13 protein-coding genes are annotated in these 15,814 nt (G+C 55.7%); 8 read left to right on the forward strand and 5 right to left on the reverse strand.

What is annotated here, in order from left to right; translation table 11 throughout:
* Nucleotides 1–27 precede the first annotated feature (27 nt).
* The 3 genes from xylH to xylF all read right to left on the reverse strand — a co-directional run bounded on the left by xylH (nucleotide 28) and on the right by xylF (nucleotide 3,792).
* Entirely contained in the window at nucleotides 28–1,209 is a 1,182-nt protein-coding gene (gene xylH, locus B3X29_RS20950) for a xylose ABC transporter permease XylH (RefSeq protein WP_159340398.1), read from the reverse strand.
* Nucleotides 1,187–2,728, reverse strand: a complete 1,542-nt coding sequence (locus B3X29_RS20955) for a xylose ABC transporter ATP-binding protein (protein WP_103177767.1) — start codon at nucleotides 2,726–2,728, stop codon at nucleotides 1,187–1,189. The genes xylH and B3X29_RS20955 overlap by 23 nt, the downstream gene beginning before the upstream one ends.
* Before the next feature lie 71 nt (nucleotides 2,729–2,799).
* Nucleotides 2,800–3,792: a D-xylose ABC transporter substrate-binding protein gene (xylF, locus tag B3X29_RS20960; protein ID WP_103177768.1), complete on the reverse strand. Its 993-nt coding sequence runs from the start codon at nucleotides 3,790–3,792 to the stop codon at nucleotides 2,800–2,802.
* 370 nt (nucleotides 3,793–4,162) lie between these two features.
* Between xylF and xylA the strand changes: the two genes are divergently transcribed.
* From xylA to yiaA, 3 genes are all read left to right on the forward strand, one after another.
* A complete protein-coding gene (gene xylA, locus B3X29_RS20965; RefSeq protein WP_114316199.1) occupies nucleotides 4,163–5,485 on the forward strand; it encodes a xylose isomerase in 1,323 nt (440 codons plus the stop codon).
* Nucleotides 5,486–5,586: 101 nt separating this feature from the next.
* Nucleotides 5,587–7,041: a xylulokinase gene (xylB, locus tag B3X29_RS20970; protein ID WP_159340397.1), complete on the forward strand. Its 1,455-nt coding sequence runs from the start codon at nucleotides 5,587–5,589 to the stop codon at nucleotides 7,039–7,041.
* 202 nt (nucleotides 7,042–7,243) lie between these two features.
* The gene (gene yiaA / locus B3X29_RS20975) at nucleotides 7,244–7,666 is read left to right on the forward strand and encodes an inner membrane protein YiaA (protein WP_409454956.1); all 423 of its coding nucleotides are present in this window, start codon (nucleotides 7,244–7,246) and stop codon (nucleotides 7,664–7,666) included.
* 31 nt (nucleotides 7,667–7,697) lie between these two features.
* Here yiaA and B3X29_RS20980 read toward each other — a convergent pair whose 3' ends face one another.
* Nucleotides 7,698–8,693, reverse strand: a complete 996-nt coding sequence (locus B3X29_RS20980) for an acyltransferase (RefSeq protein ID WP_159340395.1) — start codon at nucleotides 8,691–8,693, stop codon at nucleotides 7,698–7,700.
* Nucleotides 8,694–8,876: 183 nt separating this feature from the next.
* Between B3X29_RS20980 and B3X29_RS20985 the strand changes: the two genes are divergently transcribed.
* The 4 genes from B3X29_RS20985 (at nucleotide 8,877) to B3X29_RS21000 (ending at nucleotide 14,188) form a co-directional block, all read left to right on the forward strand.
* Nucleotides 8,877–9,179 carry a YsaB family lipoprotein gene (locus B3X29_RS20985; protein WP_103177773.1) on the forward strand — a complete coding sequence of 101 codons (303 nt, stop codon included), beginning with the start codon at nucleotides 8,877–8,879 and terminating at the stop codon, nucleotides 9,177–9,179.
* Nucleotides 9,180–9,338: 159 nt separating this feature from the next.
* Complete coding sequence (glyQ, locus tag B3X29_RS20990; protein WP_003860141.1) at nucleotides 9,339–10,250, forward strand: glycine--tRNA ligase subunit alpha; 912 nt, start codon at nucleotides 9,339–9,341, stop codon at nucleotides 10,248–10,250.
* A gap of 9 nt (nucleotides 10,251–10,259) precedes the next feature.
* Nucleotides 10,260–12,329 carry a glycine--tRNA ligase subunit beta gene (glyS, locus tag B3X29_RS20995; protein WP_159340394.1) on the forward strand — a complete coding sequence of 690 codons (2,070 nt, stop codon included), beginning with the start codon at nucleotides 10,260–10,262 and terminating at the stop codon, nucleotides 12,327–12,329.
* A gap of 239 nt (nucleotides 12,330–12,568) precedes the next feature.
* Complete coding sequence (locus tag B3X29_RS21000) at nucleotides 12,569–14,188, forward strand: ABC-F family ATP-binding cassette domain-containing protein (RefSeq protein ID WP_159340393.1); 1,620 nt, start codon at nucleotides 12,569–12,571, stop codon at nucleotides 14,186–14,188.
* Between the two features lie 41 nt (nucleotides 14,189–14,229).
* Here B3X29_RS21000 and B3X29_RS21005 read toward each other — a convergent pair whose 3' ends face one another.
* Nucleotides 14,230–14,520, reverse strand: coding sequence for an HTH-type transcriptional regulator (locus tag B3X29_RS21005; RefSeq protein WP_103177777.1), 291 nt, complete (start codon nucleotides 14,518–14,520; stop codon nucleotides 14,230–14,232).
* Nucleotides 14,521–14,852: 332 nt separating this feature from the next.
* Here B3X29_RS21005 and B3X29_RS21010 point away from each other — a divergent pair, with 332 nt between their 5' ends.
* Complete coding sequence (locus B3X29_RS21010; protein WP_103177778.1) at nucleotides 14,853–15,563, forward strand: DUF3053 domain-containing protein; 711 nt, start codon at nucleotides 14,853–14,855, stop codon at nucleotides 15,561–15,563.
* The last annotated feature ends 251 nt before the right edge of the window (nucleotides 15,564–15,814 follow it).

Below are 15,814 nucleotides of genomic sequence, written 5' to 3' on the forward strand. Positions count from 1 at the left end.
GTATCAGTGACAGATGAAAAGGCATCCTCAGGCGCGCCGTTTGGTAGCGGAATCCATCCATACCGCCAGCAACAAAATGGCACCCTTGACGATATACTGCCAGAATGTCGGGACGTCCATCATACTCATTCCGTTATCCAGCGACGCCATAATAAATGCCCCCATAACTGCCCCTGCGACGCTACCGACACCTCCGGCAAGACTGGTTCCGCCGATGACACAGGCGGCGATGGCATCGAGTTCGGCAATATTCCCGGCAGACGGCGAGCCCGCACCCAGACGCGAGCTTAAGATCAGGCCCGCTACGGCAACCATCAGGCCATTAATGGCAAAGACGGCAAGTTTGGTGCGTTCAACATTAATACCTGACAGACGTGCGGCTTCAAGGTTGCCGCCGATGGCATAAATACGCCGGCCAAAGGCGGTGCGGGTCGCCATAAACATGCCTGCCAGTAATAACAGAACCAGTATCAGCACCGGCGTTGGCACGCCACGATAGTCGTTCAGCAGCCAGATTGCCCCCAGCACGACCACCGCCGTCAGCGCCTGACGCCCAACGACAGAGGTGGAAGGCGTTGTGGCTAACCCTAACGCCTGCCGGCGCATTCTGCCGCGCCATTGCCAGGCGACAAACGCCATCAGGCCAATCGCGCCGAGGGTAAAACCGACTCCGCCGGAGAGATAGCTCTGCCCAATCTGCGACATGGAGGCGCTGGTGGGGGAGACGGTGGTGCCGTTGGTGATACCAATCAGAATGCCGCGGAAGGCCAGCATTCCCGCCAGCGTGACGATAAACGACGGTACTTTGCGGTAGGCCACCCACCAGCCGTTCCAGGTGCCGAGCAGTAGACCGAGTAACAAGGTGACGACCACGGTGAGCGGCAGCGGCCAGCCCAGCCAGACGTCGAAAATCGCCGCCACGCCCCCCAGCAGGCCCATCATTGAGCCCACGGAGAGGTCGATTTCCGCGGAGATAATCACAAACACCATCCCCACCGCCAGAATGCCGGTAATGGCGGTCTGGCGCAGCAGGTTGGAGACGTTACGCGCGCTGAGATAGGAGCCGTCGGTCATCCAGGTGAAGAACAGCATGATCGCCACGATAGCGGCAATCATGACAAACACCTGCAGATTGAGCGCTTTTAGCCCGGAAAACAGACCCGGTGCGGGTGCCGTGACTTTTAACTCAGAGGGGTTGCTTTTCGACATGGCGTTCGCTCCTTAGTGCGGCTTCCATCACCTGTTCCTGCGTCAGGTTCTGGTTTATCAGGTTGGCTTTCAGTTTTCCTTCGTGCATCACCAGTACCCGGTCACTCAGACCCAGCACTTCGGGAAGCTCCGAGGAGATCACAATCACGGCGATACCCTGCTGGACCAGCTGGTTGATCAGCTTGTAGATTTCGTATTTCGCACCGATATCAATCCCGCGGGTCGGTTCATCGAGGATCAGAATGCGCGGGTTGAGCAACAGGCAGCGGGCGAGGATCGCCTTCTGCTGATTGCCCCCGCTCAGGCGGCCAATCGCCAGCTCCGGGGAGGAAGTTTTGACTTTCAGCTGCTGTAAAGAGTGAAGAATGCAGTGCTGTTCCGCGGCATCATCCAGACTGCTCAGCGTGCCGCTGAACTGATCTAATGCGGCAAGGGTGATGTTTTTGCCCACCGCCATCACCGGTACGATGCCATCTTTTTTGCGATCTTCCGGCACCATCGCGATACCCTGGGCGATGGCCTGCTGACAGTTTTTGATCTCTACCTGCTGCCCATCAATAAAGATGCTGCCCTCCCAGCGGCCAGGCCAGACGCCGAACAGACACTGCACAGCCTCGGTGCGCCCGGCGCCAACCAGCCCGGCCACCCCCAGGATCTCACCGCGATGCAGCGAGAAAGAGACATCATTGACCCGTTTAATATGGCGATTCACCGGATGCCAGGCGGTAAGATGCTCCACGCGCAGCACCTCTTCCCCCAGGGTGTGGGGTTCGTTCGGGTAGAGCGCGGTCAGCTCACGGCCCACCATCATGGTAATAATGTCGTCCTCGCTCATCCCCTGCGCTTCCCGGGTGCCGATATGCTGCCCGTCGCGAATTACGCATACCGTGTCCGAAATCGCTTTCACTTCGTTGAGCTTGTGGGAGATATAAATGCAGGCAATCCCGTGGTTTTGCAGGTCACGAATGATGTCCAGCAATACCGCGGTTTCCTGTTCCGTCAGCGATGCTGTTGGTTCATCGAGGATCAGCAGACGCACCTGTTTGTTCAGGGCCTTGGCGATCTCCACGAGTTGCTGCTGTCCCAGACCTAAATCGCCCACCCGGGTGTCGGGGGAGATCGTCAGACTGACCTGCGCCAGCAGCTTCTCGCAGCGCAAGGTCATGGTGTCGTAATCCAGGACGCCGTGGCGGGTTACCTCGGCACCGAGGAAGATATTTTCCAGCACGGTCAGATGCTTCACCAGCGCCAGCTCCTGGTGAATGATGGCGATCCCTTTGCGCTCGGTGTCGCGGATATGCGTGGCCTGCAGCGTTTCGCCGGAAAAGACAATTTCACCCTCGTAGCTGCCGTGAGGATAGATGCCACACAAAACCTTCATTAAGGTGGATTTGCCCGAGCCATTTTCGCCGCATAACGACATGATCTCGCCGGGGTTTAAGCGCAGGCTGACGTTGTCGACGGCCTTCACCGCGCCAAACGCTTTGGTGATACTTTTCATTTCAAGTAAATAAGACATAACTGCTCCACATGACCCGAAGGAAAACAGTACAAGTCGATGTGCCCCCGCAAGCCGGGGGCGATGATGGATTACAGTTCGCTCTTTTTATGGAAACCGTCTTTCACAACGGTAGCGTCAATGTTCTCTTTATTGACTTCGATAGGGGTAAGCAGTCGGGAAGGCACATCTTTCAGGCCGTTGTTTAAGCTGGCGTCCGCTTTAGGCTGTTGGCCATTGCCAAGCTCAACGGCAATTTCTGCGGCGGTAGTGGCAAGCTCGGTGATCGGCTTATACACCGTCATGGTCTGGGTACCTGCCACAATACGTTTCACCCCGGCGAGGTCCGCATCCTGTCCGGAGATCGCCACTTTTCCGGCCAGCCCCTGGGCGCTGAGTGCCTGAATAGCGCCGCCTGCGGTCGCATCGTTAGAGGCCACCACGGCATCGATTTTGTTATTATTGGCGGTGAGGGCGTTTTCCATAATTTTTAACGCGTTTTCAGGTAACCAGCCGTCCGCCCACTGATCGCCAACGATCTTGATTTTGCCTTCATCAATATAGGGCTTCAGCACCTTCATCTGTCCGGCGCGGAAGAGTTTGGCATTGTTGTCCACCGGGGAGCCGCCCATCAGGAAGTAATTGCCCTGTGGAACTTTGGCGACCAGGCTTTGCGCCTGTAATTCGCCGACCTTTTCATTGTCGAAGGAAATATAATAATCAATGTCCGCATTATTAATCATGCGGTCGTAGGCCAGCACTTTAATCCCTTCGCGCTTGGCTTCTTTTACCACGTTACTTAAAACCTGACCGTTATAAGGAATAATAACCAGCACATCGACGCCGCGGTTTATCATATTTTCGATTTGCGACATTTGCGTTTCTTCATTGCCATTGGCAGACTGGACGAAAACTTTCGCGCCTAATGCTTCTGCCTTATTGACAAAAATATCGCGATCTTTTTGCCAGCGCTCCAGACGGAGGTCATCTATCGCCATGCCGATTTTAACTTCTTTTGCATGACTCGCCGTACTCGCCAGCAGCAGCGATGCACAAAGAGTGAGGCACAGGTTCTTTATCTTCATAATTGTATTGCCTTTTGTAGGGTTAGGTTGCTGAGATAAAAGAAACAATCATTGCAAGAGACGTAGCAAATTCTTAACGGGGAATGGCAGGCTGGCAATTACAGATTTTTATCTTCTCGTTATGATATTTGGTTTATTTTCGAATTTATGACCGCGATCGAATTTTAAATTACATAAGCTCTTAATTACACGTGATTATGGAATTTGTGCAGTGAAATTTGTTTGTCTGCAAATTGATTTTGCGAGCCAGCGCACGTTTGTGCATTCTCTCAATAGCAGTGTGAAATAACGTAATTGAGCAACCTGCGATCCCTATTCAGTATTACTTCAGTATCAACTCTTTGCTGTATCCCTGATTATGGAGCTCACTATGCAAGCTTATTTCGATCAACTCGATCGCGTTCGTTATGAAGGTCCGAAATCCTCAAATCCTTTAGCGTTTCGTCATTACAACCCGGACGAGCTGGTGCTGGGTAAGCGCATGGAAGATCACCTGCGTTTCGCTGCCTGCTACTGGCACACCTTCTGCTGGAACGGTGCCGATATGTTTGGCGTGGGCTCATTCGATCGTCCGTGGCAGCAGCCAGGTGAAGCGCTGGAGCTGGCAAAACGCAAAGCGGATGTCGCCTTTGAGTTCTTCCACAAGCTGAATGTCCCTTATTACTGCTTCCACGATGTGGACGTTTCACCGGAAGGCGCTTCGCTGAAAGAGTATCTGAATAACTTTGCGCAGATGGTCGATGTGCTGGCCGAAAAACAGCAGCAGAGCGGCGTGAAGCTGCTGTGGGGCACCGCCAACTGCTTTACCCATCCACGCTATGGCGCAGGCGCTGCCACCAACCCGGACCCGGAAGTCTTCAGCTGGGCGGCCACGCAGGTGGTGACGGCGATGAATGCCACCCATAAGCTGGGCGGGGAAAACTATGTGCTGTGGGGCGGACGTGAAGGCTACGAAACGCTGCTCAATACTGACTTACGTCAGGAGCGCGAGCAAATTGGCCGCTTCATGCAGATGGTGGTCGAGCATAAACACAAAATCGGCTTCCAGGGTACGCTGCTGATTGAGCCAAAACCGCAGGAGCCGACCAAGCACCAGTATGACTACGACGTGGCGACGGTGTATGGCTTCCTGAAGCAGTTCGGGCTGGAAAAAGAGATCAAGGTGAATATCGAAGCCAACCACGCGACGCTGGCGGGTCACTCGTTCCATCACGAGATCGCCTCCGCTATCGCGCTGGGCATTTTCGGCTCCGTAGATGCCAACCGCGGCGATCCGCAGCTCGGCTGGGATACCGACCAGTTCCCGGTCAGCGTGGAAGAAAACGCGCTGGTGATGTACGAAATTATCAAAGCGGGTGGCTTCACCACCGGCGGCCTGAACTTTGACGCCAAAGTGCGCCGTCAGAGCACCGATAAATACGATCTCTTCTATGGTCATATCGGGGCGATGGATACCATGGCGCTGTCGTTGAAAGTGGCTGCCCGCATGATTGAAGATGGCGAGCTGGATAAGCGCGTGGCGAAACGCTACGGCGGCTGGAACAGTGAGCTGGGTCAGCAAATTTTGAAAGGCCAGTTATCACTGACCGAACTGGCGAAGTACGCTGAACAGCATAACCTTGCGCCGCAGCACCAGAGCGGTCATCAGGAACTGCTGGAAAATCTGGTGAATCATTATCTGTTTGATAAGTAACCGGGTATTGCCGGGCAGCGCGACGCTTGTCCGGCTTACGGTTAGCCCAGGCCCGGAACCGCTGCAAGCGTCCGGGCATTTCTGTTAAAGGAGTCACCGCAATGTATATCGGGATCGATCTTGGCACATCGGGTGTGAAAGCCATTCTGTTAAATGAACAGGGCGACGTGCTGGCAACGCAAACAGAAAAACTGCACGTTTCACGGCCACACCCGCTCTGGTCTGAACAGGATCCTGAGGCCTGGTGGCTGGCCACGGATCGCGCCCTGAAAGCGCTTGGCGAGCAACACTCTCTGCGCGAGGTAAAAGCGCTGGGCATTGCCGGACAGATGCATGGCGCCACGCTGCTGGATAAGGATAACCGCGTTTTGCGCCCGGCGATTTTATGGAACGATGGCCGCTGCGGTGAAGAGTGCGCCCTGCTGGAAGAACGTGTCCCGGCCTCGCGGGAGATCACCGGCAACCTGATGATGCCGGGCTTTACCGCCCCGAAACTGCTGTGGGTGCAGCGCCATGAACCCGAAATTTTTAGCCAGGTAGCGAAGGTACTGCTGCCGAAAGATTATCTGCGGTTGCGCATGACCGGAGAGTACGCCAGCGATATGTCCGATGCCGCTGGCACCATGTGGCTCGACGTGGCAAAGCGTGACTGGAGCGAGACGATGCTCGACGCCTGCCATCTCACCCGCGACCATATGCCAGCGCTGTTTGAAGGCTGTGAGCAGACGGGCACGCTGCTGCCGTCGGTGGCGCAGCAGTGGAATATGCCGGCCGTTCCGGTCGTGGCGGGGGGCGGGGATAACGCCGCCGGCGCGGTTGGCGTGGGCATGGCCGATGCCGGGCAGGCGATGCTGTCGCTGGGCACCTCCGGCGTTTATTTCGCCGTGAGCGACGGCTACCGCAGTAACCCTGACAGCGCGGTGCACAGTTTCTGCCATGCGCTGCCGGGCAAATGGCATCTGATGTCGGTGATGCTCAGTGCGGCGTCCTGCCTGGACTGGGCGGCGAAACTGACCGGATTAGAGAGCGTGCCGGCCCTGCTCGATGCCGCGCAGCAGGCAAATGAAAACGCCGATACCGTCTGGTTCCTGCCCTATCTGTCCGGCGAGCGCACGCCGCATAACAACCCCCAGGCGAAAGGGGTGTTCTTTGGCTTAACCCATCAACACGGCCCGGCTGAGCTGGCGCGTGCGGTGCTGGAAGGGGTGGGCTATGCGCTGGCCGATGGGATGGATGTGGTGCATGAGTGCGGGTTACAACCATCCAGCATTACGCTGATTGGCGGGGGAGCGCGTAGCCCTTACTGGCGCCAGATGCTGGCGGATATCAGCGGGCAACAGCTCGATTACCGTACCGGTGGGGATGTCGGGCCTGCGCTGGGTGCGGCGCGGCTGGCGCAAATTGCAATGAATCCGGGCAAGCCGCTGGCGTCGCTGTTGCCACAGCTGGCGCTTGAACAGCAGCACACCCCGGACCCCGATCGTCATGCCCGCTATGCCGGGCGTCGCGACGTGTTCCGCAAAATCTATCAGCAGCTTCTGCCACTGATGTCGTGATACAGCGCCGGGTAGCGGCTTCGCCTAACCCGGCCTATCCATCTCTATATTTTAAATAATTGATTCTAAATAATTATTTATTTGTATGGTTTTTTTCCGAATTCATACTTCTCCGTGTCCTTCATTGCAGTGGATCGCAAGACTTCATCCATAATGCCTTGTTCAGTTCCCTGGTGAGGTTTACGTGAAAATGGAAAGAGACGTGACAAATAGCTCCCCTGCTTTTAATGCCGTATCCTGGCTTGCGCTTCTTGGTGGGATCATTAGTTATCTGGTTGGTTTATGGAATGCAAATATGCAGCTCAATGAGAAAGGGTATTACTTTGCGGTCATTATCCTTGGCTTGTTTTCTGCAGCCTCTTATCAGAAAACCGTTCGTGACAAATATGAAGGGATCCCGACGACGTCGCTCTACTATATGACGTGCCTTACGGCATTCATTATCGCCGTCGCGCTTTTAGTGGTGGGTTTGTGGAATGCCACTCTGTTGCTAAGCGAGAAGGGCTTTTATGGTCTTGCGTTCTTCTTAAGCTTATTTGGTGCGGTGGCCGTGCAAAAAAACGTGCGGGACAGTGCGGCGCAGACTTCGTCTGATACGATCGCAGAAGAGAAAGAGATCGCCTGATACAGCGCCACCGGGCAAACAAGCCGCACACTCAGCTCACAAACCTGCGCGTATCAATGCGCTGTAGCAGCATCGACAGCAACAGGCTGACCGCCACCGTTATGGAGAAGATCCAGACGATATCCAGAAGCGGCCAGCTTTTTAACTCCACGCCACGGGTGCGCAGAGCGTGGATCACCAGCGCGTGAAAACCGTAGATCCCAAGCGAGTTCCGTGAAATTAACCCCAGCAGCGGCAGGGCGCGCGCATTGAGCGTGTTTTTCACCAGGGTAAATAACGAAACCGCGCAGATAAAGACCATCGGGCCGCAGTAGAGATACCAGGTATCGGCGAAGGTGCCACGCCACTGCAGTTCATGCAGCGTACCGCGGGAGATTATCGCCACCGCGGCAATAAACAGGGCGGCGCACAGGGCATTCAGCCAGCGTTTGCGGGTATCCATCATACCCAGGGCGCGGCCCAGCATGCCGTACAGCACGTAATAGAAGGTGTCGCCGTTGATATAGAGATTGATGGGCAGCCATTCAAACCCGCCCATTTTTTGCGAGACCGTATTGGGGTTCGCCACGATGCCAATCACGACCATCAGCGCCAGCAGCATTTTGCCGCTCGAGCTTTTCACCTGCACCAGCGGGGAGAGCAGATAAATCACGATAATGGCAAAGAAAAACCACAGGTGATAGAAGACCGGCTTTTGCAGCAGGTATTTCAGCGACAGCTCGCTGTTGATCGAGGTAAAGAGCACGATATAGAGGAACGCCACGGTGCTGTAAAACAGCAGGCACAGACCGATGCGTAAAAAGTGGCGCGGTTGCGCGCTGCGTTCGCCAAAAAAGAGATAGCCGGAGATCATAAAAAAGAGCGGCACGCTCACCCGCGAGGCGGAGTTGAGCACGTTGGCGATATCCCAGTTTATAAGACTGACGGCGGGGGCGTTGGTGATATACCAGGTGGTGGTATGGATCATCACCACCATCAAACAGGCGATTCCCCGCAAATTATCAATCCAGTTAATTTTTTCCTGCATCCATCCCTCTGTTTACACATTAAAAAGAGTCTGACTGTGATATTGATACAGACGCTCGTTGGAAAATTCTGAGTTTGCATCGTCCTGCTTGTGCCGGGGCGGTGAGATTCGCAGAATGCCGGGCCATAATCTATAAACTTTAGAGTTTAAAAATAACAGCCACAGCAGAGGGCGGTAATATAAATGATGATGCGTGCGATATGGCTTTTGCTACCCGCGCTACTGGCCAGCTGCGCGGCTCAGGAGACCACCCCGGCGCAAAAAGCGCAAACCCAAAAAGTCAGCCCGGAGCGTTCCCTGGATATGGAACAGCTGTGTAAGGATCGGGCGGCCCAGCGCTACAATACCGGCGCGCAAAAAATCGACGTCACCGCCTTTGAGCAGTTTCAGGGCAGCTATGAGATGCAGGGCTTCACTGCCCGCAATGAGAGTTTCATCTGTTCTTTTGACGCAGATGGCCATTTTTTACACCTTTCGATGCGTTGAGATAGCCGCTTAATGTGGTGGCTGCGTCTGCAGGGCGCTGTCAGCTATGCTTATTTCCCAATTTTCCCTAAACAACCCCGTTTCGTACTGTATATCTTGCACTCAGCGGGTATACTGAACCCTTCCATTTAAAACCACACGTATCCAGCACGAAATACTATGCAAAAGTTTGATACTAAGACCTTCCAGGGCCTGATCCTGACCTTACAGGATTACTGGGCTCGCCAGGGCTGCACCATTGTTCAACCTTTGGACATGGAAGTGGGCGCCGGCACTTCACACCCGATGACCAGCCTGCGTGCACTGGGGCCAGAGCCGATGGCTACCGCCTATGTACAGCCATCCCGCCGTCCGACCGATGGTCGCTACGGTGAAAACCCGAACCGTTTACAGCATTACTATCAGTTCCAGGTGGTGATTAAGCCATCGCCAGACAACATTCAGGAACTGTATCTCGGGTCGCTGAAAGAGCTGGGTATGGATCCGACCATTCATGACATTCGTTTCGTGGAAGATAACTGGGAAAACCCGACGCTGGGTGCCTGGGGTCTGGGTTGGGAAGTGTGGCTGAACGGAATGGAAGTGACGCAGTTCACCTACTTCCAGCAGGTTGGCGGTCTGGAATGTAAACCGATTACGGGTGAAATCACCTACGGTCTGGAACGTCTGGCCATGTATATTCAGGGCGTAGACAGCGTTTACGACCTGGTCTGGAGCGACGGCCCGCTGGGTAAAACCACCTACGGCGACGTGTTCCATCAGAACGAAGTGGAACAATCCACCTATAACTTTGAATACGCGGACGTGGACTTCCTGTTCACCTGCTTCGAGCAGTATGAGAAAGAAGCCCAGCAGCTGCTGGCGCTGGAGACTCCGCTGCCGCTGCCTGCCTACGAGCGTATTCTGAAGGCCGCCCACAGCTTCAACCTGCTGGACGCCCGTAAAGCGATCTCCGTGACTGAACGTCAGCGCTACATTCTGCGCATTCGTACCCTGACCAAAGCCGTTGCAGAAGCTTACTATGCGTCCCGTGAAGCCCTTGGCTTCCCGATGTGCAACCGAAACAAATAAGAGGCGGCCATGTCTGAGAAAACTTTCCTGGTGGAAATCGGCACCGAAGAGCTGCCACCAAAAGCCCTGCGCAGCCTGGCTGAATCTTTCGCTGCGAACGTGACTGCCGAGCTGGATAACGCTGGCCTGGCACACGGTAAAATTGAGTGGTTTGCTGCCCCGCGTCGTCTGGCGCTGAAAGTGGCTAACCTGGCGGCGTCTCAGCCCGATCGCGAAGTTGAAAAGCGCGGCCCGGCGATTGCCCAGGCGTTCGACGCTGAAGGTAAACCAAGCAAAGCGGCAGAAGGCTGGGCGCGTGGTTGCGGGATTACCGTTGACCAGGCCGAGCGTCTGACCACCGACAAAGGCGAATGGCTGCTCTATCGCGCCCATGTGAAAGGCGAGAGCGCAGAAGCGCTGCTGCCGAACATGATTGCCACCTCGCTGGCGAAGCTGCCGATTCCAAAACTGATGCGCTGGGGAGCAAGTGACGTGCACTTCGTGCGTCCGGTTCACACCGTGACTCTGCTGCTGGGCGATACCGTTATTCCTGCCACCATTCTGGGCGTCGCGTCCGATCGCGTGATACGCGGCCACCGCTTTATGGGCGAGCCGGAGTTCACCATCGACAACGCCGATCAGTACCCGGAAATCCTGCTGGAACGCGGTAAAGTCATTGCTGACTACGAACAGCGTAAAGCCAAAATTAAAGCCGATGCGGAAGAAGCGGCCCGCCAGATTGGCGGTAAAGCCGATCTGAGCGACAGCCTGCTGGAAGAAGTGACCTCTCTGGTGGAATGGCCGGTTGTGCTGACCGCGAAGTTCGAAGAGAAGTTCCTCGCGGTTCCGGCGGAAGCGCTGGTTCACACCATGAAAGGTGACCAGAAGTACTTCCCGGTCTATGCCAACGACGGCAAGCTGCTGCCGAACTTCATCTTCGTGGCGAACATCGAATCGAAAGATCCGGTGCAGATCATCTCCGGTAACGAGAAAGTGGTTCGTCCACGTCTGGCGGATGCGGAGTTCTTCTTCAATACCGACCGTAAAAAGCGTCTGGAAGATCACCTCCCACGCCTGCAAACCGTGCTGTTCCAGCAGCAGCTGGGTACCCTGCGCGACAAGACCGACCGTATCGCAGAGCTGGCCGGCTGGATCGCCCGTGAAATCGGTGCCGACGTTAACCACGCTACCCGCGCCGGTCTGCTCTCCAAGTGCGACCTGATGACCAACATGGTGTTTGAATTTACTGACACCCAGGGCGTGATGGGCATGCACTACGCGCGTCACGATGGCGAAGCGGAAGATGTGGCCGTGGCCCTGAACGAGCAGTATCAGCCGCGCTTTGCCGGTGACGATCTGCCGTCCAACCCGGTAGCCTGTGCCGTGGCGATTGCCGACAAGATGGACACCCTGGCGGGTATCTTCGGTATCGGGCAGCATCCGAAAGGGGATAAAGACCCGTTTGCGCTGCGTCGTGCTGCGTTGGGCGTGCTGCGTATCATCGTTGAGAAGAACCTGAACCTCGATCTGCAGACCCTGACGGAAGAAGCGGTGCGTCTGTACGGCGACAAGCTGACCAACGCCAACGTAGTGGATGACGTGATCGACTTTATGCTGGGCCGTTTCCGCGCCTGGTATCAGGACGAAGGCTATAGCGTGGACACTATTCAGGCGGTGCTGGCGCGTCGTCCGACCCGTCCGGCCGATTTCGATGCCCGTATGAAGGCGGTCTCCCACTTCCGTAGCCTGGAAGCGGCATCTGCCCTGGCGGCGGCCAACAAGCGTGTCTCCAACATCCTGGCGAAGTCCGATGAAAAGCTGAACGAGCGTGTGAACGCCGCGACGCTGAAAGAGCCGGAAGAGATCGCCCTGGCGATGCAGGTTGTGGTGCTGCGCGACAAGCTGGAGCCAGTCTTCGCAGAAGGTCGCTACCAGGAAGCGCTGGTGGAACTGGCCGAACTGCGTGATGTTATCGACGCCTTCTTCGAGAAAGTGATGGTCAACGTAGAGGATAAAGATCTGCGTATTAACCGTCTCTCTATGCTCGAAAAACTGCGCGAGCTATTCCTGCGCGTGGCGGATATCTCGCTGCTGCAGTAAGGGCTTTTGCCCGGCGGCGCTACGCTTGCTAAAAAAACCCGCTTCGGCGGGTTTTTTTATGGCGTGCCGTTGAAAATTTAACCTTGAAACCCTGAACAAAAACCCGCTATCCTGTCCCCGGTTACTTTTTTCCCTCTGGAGCGCCCCCCAAAAATGAACAAACACGACTGATGAATTTCGATCCTTGCTAAACGCCACCGCGTCGGCAGGGGATGTTTTGATTTCATTCAGGAGTGCTTATGGCTCATTTTGCGCAATCCCCTTCTTTTATTTTGCATCAGGTCACCTGCCAGTTTCCGACAGGCGATACCCTTTTTGGCCCGCTGAATCTCTCGCTGGAGCCATCCCTGTGCGCGCTGGTTGGCCGTAACGGCAGCGGCAAGACCCGTCTTCTGCGCCTGCTGGCCGGGCTGGACGTGCCTGCCAGCGGCCATATCGAACGTTTCGGCACGCACCGCTATGTGGCGCAACAGCACGATATTTCCCCCCACACCACGCTGGCTCAGCTGCTTGGCTATGAAGGCCTTTTCGCGGCCCGCAGGCGTATCGACAGTGGTGATTATCTGCCTGAGGATCTGGAGCGTCTCGACGGTTACTGGGATTTAACGGAACGACTGAGCGAGGCGTTTATCGGCGCCGGGCTTGCGCCGTTTGATCCCGACAGGCTGGCCGCTGAACTGAGCGGCGGCGAGCGGGTTCGCGCTCTGCTGTGCGGCGCGTTTACGGCGAATGCGGACTCTCTGCTACTGGACGAACCCACCAACCACCTCGACAGGCAGGGGCGGGCGTGGTTTTACGAGCAACTTGCCCGGCATGCCGGTTGCGTGCTGGTCGCTTCACACGATCGTGAGCTGCTGGCACAGGTGCCGCGCATACTGGAACTCAGCGCGTCGGGGTTACACAGCTACGGTGGCAATTACGCGGACTATCAGCGCCAGCGGAATGCGGAGCAGCAGGCCGCCCGCGCGGCACTGGAGCATGCAACCACCGAGCGCAAACGCACCCGCGCCCGTCTACAAAAGGAGCATGATGACAGCCTGCGCCGGTCGGCGAAAACCCTGCGCACGGTGGATAGTCTTAATATCGCCTCGTTTGAGCGCGTTAAGTATAAAGGGGCAGCAAAGGAGCGTCCGGGCGCGTGGCGCAAACAGCATCATGAGCAACAGGATGCGATGAACGCGGCGGTCACTCAGGCGCGGGAGCGGGTGGAAGAGGAAAATCCGGTGATGTTTACCCTGCCAGGCAGCCAGATTGCGGAGGGGAAACAGGTGCTAGTGCTGGAGGATCTGGTGCTGCCGCACATCACGATGACGCCGCTTAACTGGCGCATGGATGGGCCGATGCGGGTGGCGTTGCGGGGGCCGAATGGCTGCGGGAAATCCACCTTGCTGAAAGCCATCCTCGGCCAGTGCCAGCCAGTTTCGGGACATTGCCGGACGTCGGTCACGGTGGCATATCTCGACCAGCACTTATCGCAGCTGGATCTGACGCAATCTGTTATCTCCCACCTCAATTTGCATAACACGCCGCTGGAGGAGGGGATACTCCGCAGCCGTCTGGCCCAGCTGCAGCTGGGCGCCGATCGGGTGACGCTCCCGCTTTCAGCGCTCAGCGGCGGCGAACGCTTAAAAGCAGCGCTGGCCTGCGTGCTGTGGCGGGAAGAGGCGACGCAGCTCTTGCTGCTCGATGAACCGACTAACCATCTGGATCTGGCCTCGACACGTGCTATCGAGGCGGCGCTGGCAGGCTTTACAGGCGCACTGCTGGTGGTATCGCATGACGACGTTTTTCTGGATGGGCTGAAGCTGACCCATGAACTGGCGTGGCTGAACGGAGAGTGGCGTGGTAAAAGGCGGTGATAGAAACAGAAACCCCCGCAAATGCGGGGGCTAAAATATAACTATTCAGTCAACTGCTTGCGGAGTGCCGGGTTAGCCTGAATCAGGCTCATCAGCTTCAGCTCGGTCATGGAGGGCTTCACTCTTTTTGATTCCCACTCTTGAACCATCGCTACGCTGACACCCATTGCTCGTGCGAAATCATCGGTTTTCATCCCTGTCCCTTTGCGTAAGCGCTCAAATTCCGTAAAGGGGTTGGACTTTTGCGAACGGGTAACCGTCTGCGGTGCATCCTTAAAAACAATCTGTTCCAGACTGCTTAGCAGATCAAACATAGGATCTTTTAATTCCATTGAGAACTCCTCATAAATCACACTGCGGGATCGTGAACATTAGAGAGCAATTTAAGAATAGTCGCTAAAACTGAGAACAGATCGTAACGTGCGTGATTAATTGTTAGAGATACGTTTCGCTGGCTCGCTTTGCGAACCGACTGAGTATGCTAATGACTTGATTATTCTGTAGCGCCATAGCATCAGGTATTTTTTTGTAAATGGTAAGAATTTATATGGCAATAGTCGTTTTACATGAAAAGGGTATCTTGCGGGCCTGACCTGGACTATTCTGTCACCGTTGGGCACGCGTGTGCCGGTGTGCGCTTTTTTGGGTGAAAGGAGTAATAACAATGGCGACAGGAAAGCCCTGCTCTCGCTGGTTTGCGCCGCTTGCGGCGTTGTTAATGATAGTTAGCCTGAGTGGGTGTTTCGATAAGGAAGGGGATCAGCGCAAAGCGTTTATCGACTTCCTGCAAAATACTGCGATGCGTAGTGGCGAGCGTTTGCCAACGCTGACTGCGGATCAGAAAAAACAGTTTGGTCCCTTCGTTTCTGACTATGCCATTTTGTATGGTTATTCACAGCAGGTGAACCAGGCGATGGACGCCGGACTGCGTCCGGTGGTGGATAGCGTGAATGCAATTCGCGTACCGCAGGATTACGTGACCCAGCGCGAACCGCTGAGCCAGTCAAACGGCGCACTGGGTGTGCTGGGCCAGCAGCTGCAGAACGCCAAAATGCAGGCCGATGGCGCGCGCTCTGCGCTGAAGCAGGGCGAAGATCTCAAGCCTGTGTTCGACAAAGTGTATGAAAAAGTGGTGACCAAACCTGCCGAAGCTCTGCAGCCGCTTATTCCAGCAGCCCAGATCTTTACACAGCAGCTGGTGCAGGTAGCAGATTATATTTCCCAGCAGGGCACCCAGGTGAGCTTTGTCTCCAACGGCATTCAGTTCCCGACCTCGCAGCAGGCCAGCCAGTACAATGCGCTGATTGGGCCGCTGGCCGCGCAGCATCAGGCGTTCAGCCAGGCGTGGAGCGCGGCGATGGCCGCAACGGAATAACGTCTGAAAACGTACTCGCATTTTGCCAGGCCATGCTGCGTTTAGCTGGCCTACAAATCTGTAGGCCCGTGCAAGCGAAGCGCCGCCGGGCGCATTCCAGAATAAAAAACCCCGCTGCAAAGCGGGGTTTTTTATCTTCTCTGAAAATAAAGCTTGTCTTTGATCCGCGAACTATGTCTTAATACACCTCGTCGGTTTGTTACACAGACCTAGAGCAGTTTAGTTAAGCAGTCCAGATGCGTTATCTTAGA

Origin of the sequence: Leclercia sp. UBA5076 (genome assembly GCF_002416465.1) — a bacterium.
Taxonomy (GTDB): Bacteria; Pseudomonadota; Gammaproteobacteria; order Enterobacterales; family Enterobacteriaceae; genus Enterobacter.

Bases quoted from the DNA above. Each gene is read 5' to 3' on its own strand.
- xylH (WP_159340398.1), bottom strand. From the start codon at position 1,209: ATGTCGAAAAGCAACCCCTCTGAGTTAAAAGTCACGGCACCCGCACCG.
- B3X29_RS20955 (WP_103177767.1), bottom strand. From the start codon at position 2,728: ATGTCTTATTTACTTGAAATGAAAAGTATCACCAAAGCGTTTGGCGCG.
- xylF (WP_103177768.1), bottom strand. From the start codon at position 3,792: ATGAAGATAAAGAACCTGTGCCTCACTCTTTGTGCATCGCTGCTGCTG.
- xylA (WP_114316199.1), top strand. From the start codon at position 4,163: ATGCAAGCTTATTTCGATCAACTCGATCGCGTTCGTTATGAAGGTCCG.
- xylB (WP_159340397.1), top strand. From the start codon at position 5,587: ATGTATATCGGGATCGATCTTGGCACATCGGGTGTGAAAGCCATTCTG.
- B3X29_RS20980 (WP_159340395.1), bottom strand. From the start codon at position 8,693: ATGCAGGAAAAAATTAACTGGATTGATAATTTGCGGGGAATCGCCTGT.
- B3X29_RS20985 (WP_103177773.1), top strand. From the start codon at position 8,877: ATGATGATGCGTGCGATATGGCTTTTGCTACCCGCGCTACTGGCCAGC.
- glyQ (WP_003860141.1), top strand. From the start codon at position 9,339: ATGCAAAAGTTTGATACTAAGACCTTCCAGGGCCTGATCCTGACCTTA.
- glyS (WP_159340394.1), top strand. From the start codon at position 10,260: ATGTCTGAGAAAACTTTCCTGGTGGAAATCGGCACCGAAGAGCTGCCA.
- B3X29_RS21000 (WP_159340393.1), top strand. From the start codon at position 12,569: ATGGCTCATTTTGCGCAATCCCCTTCTTTTATTTTGCATCAGGTCACC.
- B3X29_RS21005 (WP_103177777.1), bottom strand. From the start codon at position 14,520: ATGGAATTAAAAGATCCTATGTTTGATCTGCTAAGCAGTCTGGAACAG.
- B3X29_RS21010 (WP_103177778.1), top strand. From the start codon at position 14,853: ATGGCGACAGGAAAGCCCTGCTCTCGCTGGTTTGCGCCGCTTGCGGCG.